We start from the raw sequence: 8,268 nt of genomic DNA, 5'->3' as shown, positions 1-8,268 counted from the left end.
GCCGCCGCTGTCCTCCCCCGGCCGCGGGCGGCTCGCGCTGGCTATGCCCCCGCGCGCCGGGCCCGCGCGGGTGCCCCCCGCTGTCTACCCCCCCCCCCGCCCCGCGCCCCCCCCCCCCCGACACCACCGACCCGGAGCACGCGGCCGAGCTCACCGAGTCCGTCGGGCTCGCGCTCCTCGTCGTCCTGGACACCCTGGGACCCGCGGAGCGGCTCGCCTTCGTGCTGCACGACATGTTCGCCGTCTCCTTCGACGAGATCGCGCGCATCGTCGACCGCACCCCGGCCGCGACCCGCCAGCTCGCCAGCCGCGCCCGCCGCCGGGTGCAGGACGCCACCCCGGCCCCCGGCCCGGACGCGCGCCGGCAGCGGGAGATCGCCGACGCCTTCCTCGCCGCCGCGCACGGCGGCGACTTCGAGGGGCTGCTCGCCGTCCTCGACCCGGACGTGGTGCTGCGCGCGGACGGCGGCCGGACCCTCGCCGCCGTCTCCAAGCTCGTGCGGGGCGCCGAGGCGGTCGTCGCCCAGGCCCTCACGTACGCCAAGTTCCGCACGGGCGTGCTGCGGGTGGTCGCCAACGGCCAGCCCGCGGTCGTGTCGGTCGTCCAGGGGCGCCCGAGCTCGATCATGACGTTCACGGTCGTCGGGGACCGGATCGTCGAGCTGCACATCCTGGCCGACCCGGAGCGCATGGCCACGCTGGGCCTCACCGAGGAGGAGCTGGCCCGGGCCGCGTACTGATCCCCCGCCCGGGTGCGGGAGGGAACCCTTCGTGCGAGTTTGTACGGGTTGGTTCCCTCCCGCGCAAAGGCGGTCCACCGTGCCGATCACTCCCGAGGAGGCCCGCCGGACGGCGGCCGACGGCTGGATCTGGGGCTACCCGCTCCTGGACAACTACCGCACGATGTACGCGCAGGCGATCGACTCCGACGATCCCCGGTACGTGGGCGGCTTCGGCCGCTTCCGGCACTACGCCGAGCCCTTCACCGCGGCCAACACCGACGTCGTGACCCCGAACAACGACACCCCGTACTCCTGGGCCTGGCTCGATCTGCGCGCCGAACCGTTCGTGCTCTCCGTCCCGGCCGCGGACCGCTACCACGTGCTCCCCTTCCACGACCTCGACACCGCGTACGTCGGGTTCGTCGGCTCCCGCACCACGGGGCCGGCCGCCGGCGACCACCTCGTCGCCGGCCCCGGCTGGACCGGCACCGTCCCCGAGGGCATCACGAGCGTCCTGCGCGCCGACACCCTTCTCGTCGGGATCGTCGGCCGCACCTACCTGGCAGGCCCCGAGGACGTCCCCGCCCTGCGCGCGGTCCAGGAGCGGTACGAGCTCCGCCCCCTCTCCACGTACACCGACACGGCCGCCCCGCACCCCGCCGAGGAACCGGTGTGGCCGGTCTGGCGCGAGGAGGACCTCGACACCGTCGAGTTCTTCACGCTCCTCGACTTCCTGCTCGGGTTCTTCCCCGTCCTGGAGCGGGAGCGCGGCCTGCGCGACCGGCTCGCGGCGCTCGGCGTCTCCGGCACGGGCACGTTCGAACCGGCATCGCTCGACCCGGGGATCCGGGCCGCCGTCGAGCAGGGCGTCGCGGACGGCCGGGCCCGCCTGGAGAAGGCCGAGGCGGTCACCCGCGTCTCCACCGACCTCTTCGGCACCCGCGAGGAGCTCGGCGACGACTACATCGGGCGGGCGGTCGCCGCCGGCATGGGGCTCTACGGCCTCCCCTCGGCCGAGGCCTGGTACGGCGGCTGGACCGCGGACGACCACGGCGACCACCCGCCGAACGGACACGACCACGACCACGAGGTCCGTTTCCCGCCCGGGCAGCTGCCCCCGGCCCGGTTCTTCTGGTCCGTCACCCTCTACCGGCTGCCCGAACGGCTGCTCGTCGCCAACGAGATCGACCGGTACGCGATCGGCGACCGCACCCCGGGGCTCGTGTACGACGACGACGGCGGCCTCACCCTCCACGTACGGAAGGACCGGCCGGCCGACCCGAAGCAGGCGGCGAACTGGCTGCCCGCCCCCGACGGCCCGTTCAGCCTCGTCGTCCGGCTGTACGGCCCCGACCCGTCGGTCCTCGACGGCACCTGGCGGCTCCCGCCCCTCACCGCCACGGACTGACCCCGGCTCACTTCTCCCCGGAGGTCAGCCAGCTCAGCGCCGCCAGGGACACACCCGCGCTCGCGATGCCCAGCAGGGCACCCGCGGCGACGTCCCCCGGGTAGTGCACCCCGGTGTGCACCCGGGAGTAGCCCACGGTCCAGGCCAGCGTCGCGAGCGGCAGCGTGGCGTGCGGCAGCACCGACCCCACGGCGGTGGCGAACGCGACCGCCGACGCGGTGTGCCCGGACGGGAAGGACGCCGAGGCCGGCATGGGGACGTGCCGGCCCACCACGACCCGGGCCGCCTCCCGGTCGGGCCTGCGCCGGTGGACCAGGCGCTTGCCCAGCAGATTCGCGGAGGCCGAGGCCACCGCGATCGCCCCGACCCCGGCGAGCGCGGCCCGGCGCGGCCGGCCGGGCACGAGCGCGAGCGCCGCCGCGACCGTGAAGGAGATCTTGGAGTGGTCGGCCGCCGCGGAGAGCCGGCGGAACGCCGTGTCGAGCGTGGGCGTCGGGGTCGCGGCCACCGCGCCGTACACGGCCCCGTCGACGGCCCGGATGTCACGCAGGACGGACCGGAGGGTCCCGGTCGTCGTCTGGTCGTCGGTCATGCACCGCTCCTAGCAGGTTCAGGGGGAGGGAGGTTCACGAGATGCGGGGATCCCACGGATTCCGGTCGGCGACCACGGGCTCCGCGGGGAAGGCCAGCCGGGTCAGACGCCGCCAGTCCAGGGGCGGCGGGGGCACCGGCGAGCCCGGCCGGCCCCGGGGCACCAGGACCCGCAGCGCCCCCGGGCGGAGGGTGCAGACGACCGGCGTGGGCAGCGTCAGCGCCTCGCCGTCCACGGCGACGGAGATCTCGGCGCCCGCGCCGGGGCCGCCCCCGACCTCCACCCTACGGGCCGTCAGGACGTTCAGACCGGTCGCCTGGGTGCCCAGGACGGCCAGCTCGGCGGCCTGGGCGGCCCCGTCCACCCGGATGCCGATCACCCCGAGCTCACCCCCGTCGAGACGCGCCCTGCGGGCCGCGACCGCGCTGAACGGGTCGGGCGCCACGTACGGGTTGTTGCTGACGAGGAGGGCCTGCTGCCCGGCGAGCGGGACGGCGTCGGCGGTCGCGTCGAGACGATCGCCCTCGCCGCCCTGGAGCAGGTCCGGCAGGACCTCGATCGCCGTGCCCGCCTTGTCGTCGCGGTACTCGGGGCGCTGGACCACGTCCGCGTACACCCCGAAGGAGACGGTGTTGACGAAGGGACGTCCGGCGACGTCGCCGAGGTCGATCCGCAGCTCCTCGCCGTCGTGCAGCGCGTCCAGGCAGCGGGACGGGTCGGTGCGGTCGAGCCCCAGGTCCATCGCGAAGTGGTTGCGGGTGCCGGCCGAGATCACCAGGAACGGCAGGTCGTGCTCGGCGGCCACCTCGGCCACCAGCGCCTGCGTGCCGTCGCCGCCGGCCACCCCCAGGAGATCGGCGCCCTCGGCCACGGCCTTCCGGGCGAGCCCGGCGACATCGGCCGGCGCGGACGGGTCGAGCAGGATCACCCGGGCCCCGAGCGCCTCCGCCCGCGCGACGAGCCCGAAGCTCCCGACCTTCCCGCCCCCGGACTTCGGGTTCATGATCAGGACGGGGCGGCGCGGCGGCGGGACCCGCTCGCCCCTCGGCAGCGCGGCCCGCTCGTCCTCGGGGCGGCGCAGCGCGGCCCGCGCGCAGGACAGCGCCACGGCCCACAGCGCCAGTGCCACGAAGGCGTTCACCCAGACGCCCCCGGCGACGTACAGCCCCAGGGTCAGGAGCGGCGCCGCCACCGCGAGGATCGCCCCGAAGACCCGCACCGGACCGCGGTGCGCGAGGAACCACCAGACGCCGGCCGCCGTCGCGGCGAACCCCACGATCCCGCTCAGCAGGATCAGCAGCCCGCTCCCGAGCGCGGTCAGCAGGGCCGCGGCCGCGCCTCCCGTCGCCAGCAGCGCGTAGCGGGCGAGCTGCCGTGCCTCCCCCGCCGGATCACCGGTACCGCTGGCCGCCACCGACCCCACCTCCACACTCCGCGTCCACGCTTCCCCACGTTCCCCGGCGCCGCCCCCGTACGCAGCCGTTCGGACGAACGGGTTTCCGGGGGGTCCGAGAACGAAGACCGAGAAACGCCGAAGATGGTTCTCAGGAAGCGATGACTTCCAGACGGCGGTGCCGTCTTCACTCCTGTACGGCACCACCGAGAAGCCACGGACGAACAGGACCGGCCCCATGCGCATCGTGATCAGCGAGTTCATCAGCCTCGACGGCGTCGTCCAGGCCCCGGGCGGCCCCGAGGAGGACACCGACGGCGGCTTCGCCCACGGCGGCTGGACGCACCCCTTCTTCGACCCGGAGGTCGTGGGCGGCGCGTTCGCCGAGGCGACGGCCGAGGCCGAGGCCCTGCTCTACGGCCGGCGCACCTGGCAGACCATGGCCGCCGCCTGGCCGGAGCGGGCCGGCGACCCCTTCGCCGACCGCATGAACGCGCTCCCGAAGTACGTCGTCTCCCACACCCTCGGCGAGGCCGACCTCGGCTGGAACACCACGCTCATCCCCGGCGACAAGGCCGTCGCCCGCCTCCGCGAGCTCCACGACGCCCCCGGCGGCAGCCTCCTCGTCATGGGCAGCCCCAGCCTCGCCCGCACCCTCCTGGCCGAGGACCTCGCCGACGAACTCCGCCTGATGGTCATGCCGGTGCTCCTCGGCGGCGGAAAGTCGATCTTCCCGGCGGACGGCACCCTGCGCACCCTCGAACTGGCCTCCACGGTCACCAGCCCCCAGGGCGTCAACGTCTGCACCTACCGCCGCCCGGAGGCCAGCTGACCCGGTGAACGACGGAGCGCCCCGCCCGGAGGATTCCGGGCGGGGCGCTCCGGCAGGTCAGAGGGTCTCCCCTCGCCCGCCACACGTAGGCCGTGTGGGACTCGAACCCACAACCAATGGATTAAAAGTCCACTGCTCTGCCAATTGAGCTAACGGCCCGTGGACAAGCACACCCGAGCAGCATAGCCCGAGAGGGCCCGGGAACCGATCGGGTATCCGACACCGGCCGTGCCGCGGGCCCGGCCGGTGCCGGCGGGGCCCGCGGTCGACGGACGGATCAGAACAGGGCCTTGAAGGCGTTCCAGCCGCCGCCGACCAGGACGCGGGAGCCGTACGTGCCCCGGCAGGTGCCGCCGTGGGCGAAGAGACGGCCCGTCGTGTCGCGGGCCGCGAGGTCCGCGCAGCCCGCCGAACGCCGGTACGAGACAGGGCCCGTACCGGCACCGGAGTGCGGGTACGGGCCCTGTCTCAGGGTCCTACGGAAGGTCAGCCGTTGCGCTTCCAGCGCGGCTTGTCGTCGCGGCGGCCGAAGGAGCCGCCGGTCGAGCCGGTGCTGCCGCGGTGGTCGTCACGACGGCCGTACGGGCGGTCGCCGCCGCCCGAGCGGAAGCCGCCGGCGGGGCGGTCGTCGCGACGGTCGCGGTTGAACGGACGGTCGCTGCCGCGGTGGCCGCCGGCGGGGCGGTCGTCGCGGCGCTCGAAGGAACGGCCACCGCGGTCGTCACGGTTGAAGCCACCCGACGGACGGTCGTCGCGGCGGAAACCACCGGACGGACGGTCGTTGTCACGACGCTCGAAAGAACGGCCACCGCGGTCGTCACGGTTGAAACCGCCCGACGGACGGTCGTCGCGGCGGAAACCACCGGACGGACGGTCGTTGTCACGACGGAAGCCACCACGGTCACCGCCACGGTCGCCACCGCGGAAACCGCCGCGGTCGCCGCGGTCGTCACGGTTGAAGCCACCACGGTCACCGCGGTCACGGCGCTCGAAGTTGCCCCGCTCGTCGCGGAAGGTCGCGCGCTCCTCGCGGCGCTCCTCCGCCTTCGCGGCGCGCTCCGCCTCGACGGCGGCGGCGGCGACCTCGGCCTCGGCGGCCTCGGTCACCTCGGCCACGGCGGCCTCCGGGTCCTCGCCGCGCTCACGGGCGGCGCGGGCCACCAGGCGGTCGGCCTCCTCGCGGAGCTCGACGGCACGGCGCTGGAGGCGCTCCAGCTGCTTGGTCAGGTCGACGACCTCGCGCTCGGCCTGCTTGGCCGAGTTGTTCGCGGAGTCGGCCTGGACCTCGGTCAGCGAACGGGCGCCGGTGATCTCGGCGACCTCCGGGTCGAAGGCGCCGGCGCCGCCGACGATGTGGCGCGAGGCGTCGACGCCCGCGTCCTCCATGAGGCGGAAGATCTGGCGGCGCTGGTGCGGCAGGGCCAGGGAGACCACGACACCGGAGCGGCCGGCGCGGGCGGTGCGGCCCGAGCGGTGCAGGTAGTCCTTGTGGTCGCCGGCCGGGTCCACGTTCAGGACCAGGTCGATGCCGTCGACGTGGATGCCTCGGGCGGCGACGTCGGTCGCGACGAGCGCGTTGACGTAGCCGTCCTTGAAGTCGGCCAGGGTGCGCGTACGGGCGCCCTGGGTCATGCCGCCGTGCAGGGCGTCGGCCTTCACACCGGCGTCGCGGAGCTGCTCGGCGATGCGGTCGGCGCCCAGCTGGGTGCGGACGAAGATGATCGTGCGGCCCTTGCGCGCGGCGATGGCGGCGGTGACCGGGGCCTTGTCCTTCGGCTTCACGACGAGGACGTGGTGCGTCATGGTGGTGACGGCACCGGCGGACGGGTCGACCTCGTGCGTGACCGGGTCCACCAGGTAGCGCTTGACCAGGCTGTCGATCTCGTTCTCCAGCGTGGCGGAGAAGAGGAGGCGCTGGCCGCCGGCCGGGACCTGGTCGAGCAGCTCGGTGACCTCGGGCAGGAAGCCCAGGTCGGCCATCTGGTCGGCCTCGTCCAGGACCGCGATCTTGACCTGCTCCAGGGAGCAGGCGCCGCGGTTGATGATGTCGCGCAGACGGCCCGGGGTGGCGACGAGGATGTCGACGCCGCGCTCCAGGGCGTAGATCTGGTTGCCCATGGACGTACCGCCGCAGACGACCTTCATCTTGAGGCCGAGGACGTCGCCGTAGGGCTGGAGGGCGTCCGCGACCTGCATCGCGAGCTCACGGGTCGGGGTGAGGATGACGCCGCGGGGCTTCTTCTTCTCGGTGTGGCCGTCCGCCAGGGTGGCGAGCAGCGGCAGACCGAAGGAGAGGGTCTTGCCGGAGCCGGTGCGGCCGCGGCCGAGGATGTCCTTGCCGGCCAGGGCGTCCGGGATGGTCGCCGCCTGGATCGGGAAGGGAGTGGTGACGCCGTTCTGCGCGAGCTTGCGCACGACGCCCTCGGGCAGACCGAGGTCGCCGAAGGTGATGGTGGGCTCGTCGGAGACGGCCTCCTCGACGACCGCCTCGGCGGTGTCGTCGGCCTCGATCTCGACGATCTCGACGATCTCGTCGGCCTCGACGATCTCGGTGGCCTCTACGGCCTCGACGATCTCGTCGTTCTCGGGCATGACGGCGTGGTCAGAACTGAAAATGGACATGCGAAATGCGAAACCTTCCGGAGTCTCGGCACGCGCCCGTCAACTCCGTGATTTCGCAAACGACCGCCTCAATGCGGTCAGCCACGGCTAGGGAGAGTACGCGCCACGCGGCGCTCTTCTGTGTCGGCGCCGGGCAATAGGATCAAGCGATCTACCACCATACGGACTCTCCCCCACCTATAGCAAATCGGACTACGTCACACCGGTCCGACCTGCGGGGACGCCGTGGGCTCCGGGGGCGCGCCCGGCCCGTCCGCCGCCCGCATCGCACCCATCTGGGTGTCGGTCCCGGACGGCGGCGGATCGGTCGGGTTCGACGTCGGCTCGGGGGTCGGCTCCGGGGTCGGGTTGGAGGTCGGCTCCGGCGTCGGCTCGGGGCTCGGCGCGCTGGGCTCCGGCGTGGGCGTGGCCCCGCCCCCGTCCGTACCCCCGGCGCCTCCGCCGCTGCCGCCCGTGCCCCCGGTTCCGCCCGTTCCCCCGCCGTTGCCGCCGGAGCCCGGGCCGCCGCCGGGCACCTCGTGGCCGCCGGCCGGCTGCGACGCCGAAGGACCGCCGGTCCCGCCCGGGCCCCCCACCGGCACCGCGCCCGCCGAGGGCTTCGCGGTGGCCGACCGGGAGCCGCACCCCCACCGGGACACCCTGCCCCCACCCGCCGGGGCCGGGGCCCCCCGGGCCCGCCCGCCGGCCCACGCCCCCGCC

General features: G+C 74.6%; 6 protein-coding genes, 1 tRNA gene and 1 pseudogene. 4 read left to right on the top strand and 4 right to left on the bottom strand.

What is annotated here, in order from left to right:
* The first annotated feature begins 221 nt into the window (after positions 1–221).
* Together ACFV2S_RS13245 and ACFV2S_RS13240 are read left to right on the top strand one after the other, a co-directional pair.
* On the top strand, positions 222–740 hold the full coding sequence (locus ACFV2S_RS13245; protein WP_385557254.1) for a nuclear transport factor 2 family protein: 519 nt from the start codon (positions 222–224) through the stop codon (positions 738–740).
* A 79-nt stretch (positions 741–819) separates the two neighbouring features.
* A complete protein-coding gene (locus ACFV2S_RS13240) occupies positions 820–2,130 on the top strand; it encodes a DUF1254 domain-containing protein (protein WP_385557252.1) in 1,311 nt (436 codons plus the stop codon).
* 7 nt (positions 2,131–2,137) lie between these two features.
* Here ACFV2S_RS13240 and ACFV2S_RS13235 read toward each other — a convergent pair whose 3' ends face one another.
* Complete coding sequence (locus ACFV2S_RS13235; protein ID WP_385557249.1) at positions 2,138–2,722, bottom strand: phosphatase PAP2 family protein; 585 nt, start codon at positions 2,720–2,722, stop codon at positions 2,138–2,140.
* Between the two features lie 34 nt (positions 2,723–2,756).
* On the bottom strand, positions 2,757–4,136 hold the full coding sequence (locus ACFV2S_RS13230; protein ID WP_385557246.1) for a diacylglycerol/lipid kinase family protein: 1,380 nt from the start codon (positions 4,134–4,136) through the stop codon (positions 2,757–2,759).
* A gap of 217 nt (positions 4,137–4,353) precedes the next feature.
* Here ACFV2S_RS13230 and ACFV2S_RS13225 point away from each other — a divergent pair, with 217 nt between their 5' ends.
* Positions 4,354–4,947 (top strand): dihydrofolate reductase family protein, encoded by a 594-nt coding sequence (locus tag ACFV2S_RS13225; protein ID WP_385557243.1) that lies wholly within the window; start codon positions 4,354–4,356, stop codon positions 4,945–4,947.
* Between the two features lie 86 nt (positions 4,948–5,033).
* Here ACFV2S_RS13225 and ACFV2S_RS13220 read toward each other — a convergent pair.
* Both ACFV2S_RS13220 and ACFV2S_RS13215 read right to left on the bottom strand, forming a co-directional pair.
* A tRNA-Lys gene (locus ACFV2S_RS13220) sits at positions 5,034–5,106 on the bottom strand.
* A 327-nt stretch (positions 5,107–5,433) separates the two neighbouring features.
* Positions 5,434–7,569: a DEAD/DEAH box helicase gene (locus tag ACFV2S_RS13215; RefSeq protein ID WP_383789395.1), complete on the bottom strand. Its 2,136-nt coding sequence runs from the start codon at positions 7,567–7,569 to the stop codon at positions 5,434–5,436.
* 225 nt (positions 7,570–7,794) lie between these two features.
* Here ACFV2S_RS13215 and ACFV2S_RS13210 point away from each other — a divergent pair.
* A pseudogene (locus tag ACFV2S_RS13210) lies at positions 7,795–8,268 on the top strand (hypothetical protein); the annotation flags it as partial.

It is taken from the genome of Streptomyces sp. NPDC059695 (genome assembly GCF_042733785.1).
Classification (GTDB): domain Bacteria; phylum Actinomycetota; class Actinomycetes; order Streptomycetales; family Streptomycetaceae; genus Streptomyces.
The sequence above is the reverse complement of the archived record's forward strand: the minus strand, read 5'-3'. Positions and strand labels throughout refer to the sequence as shown.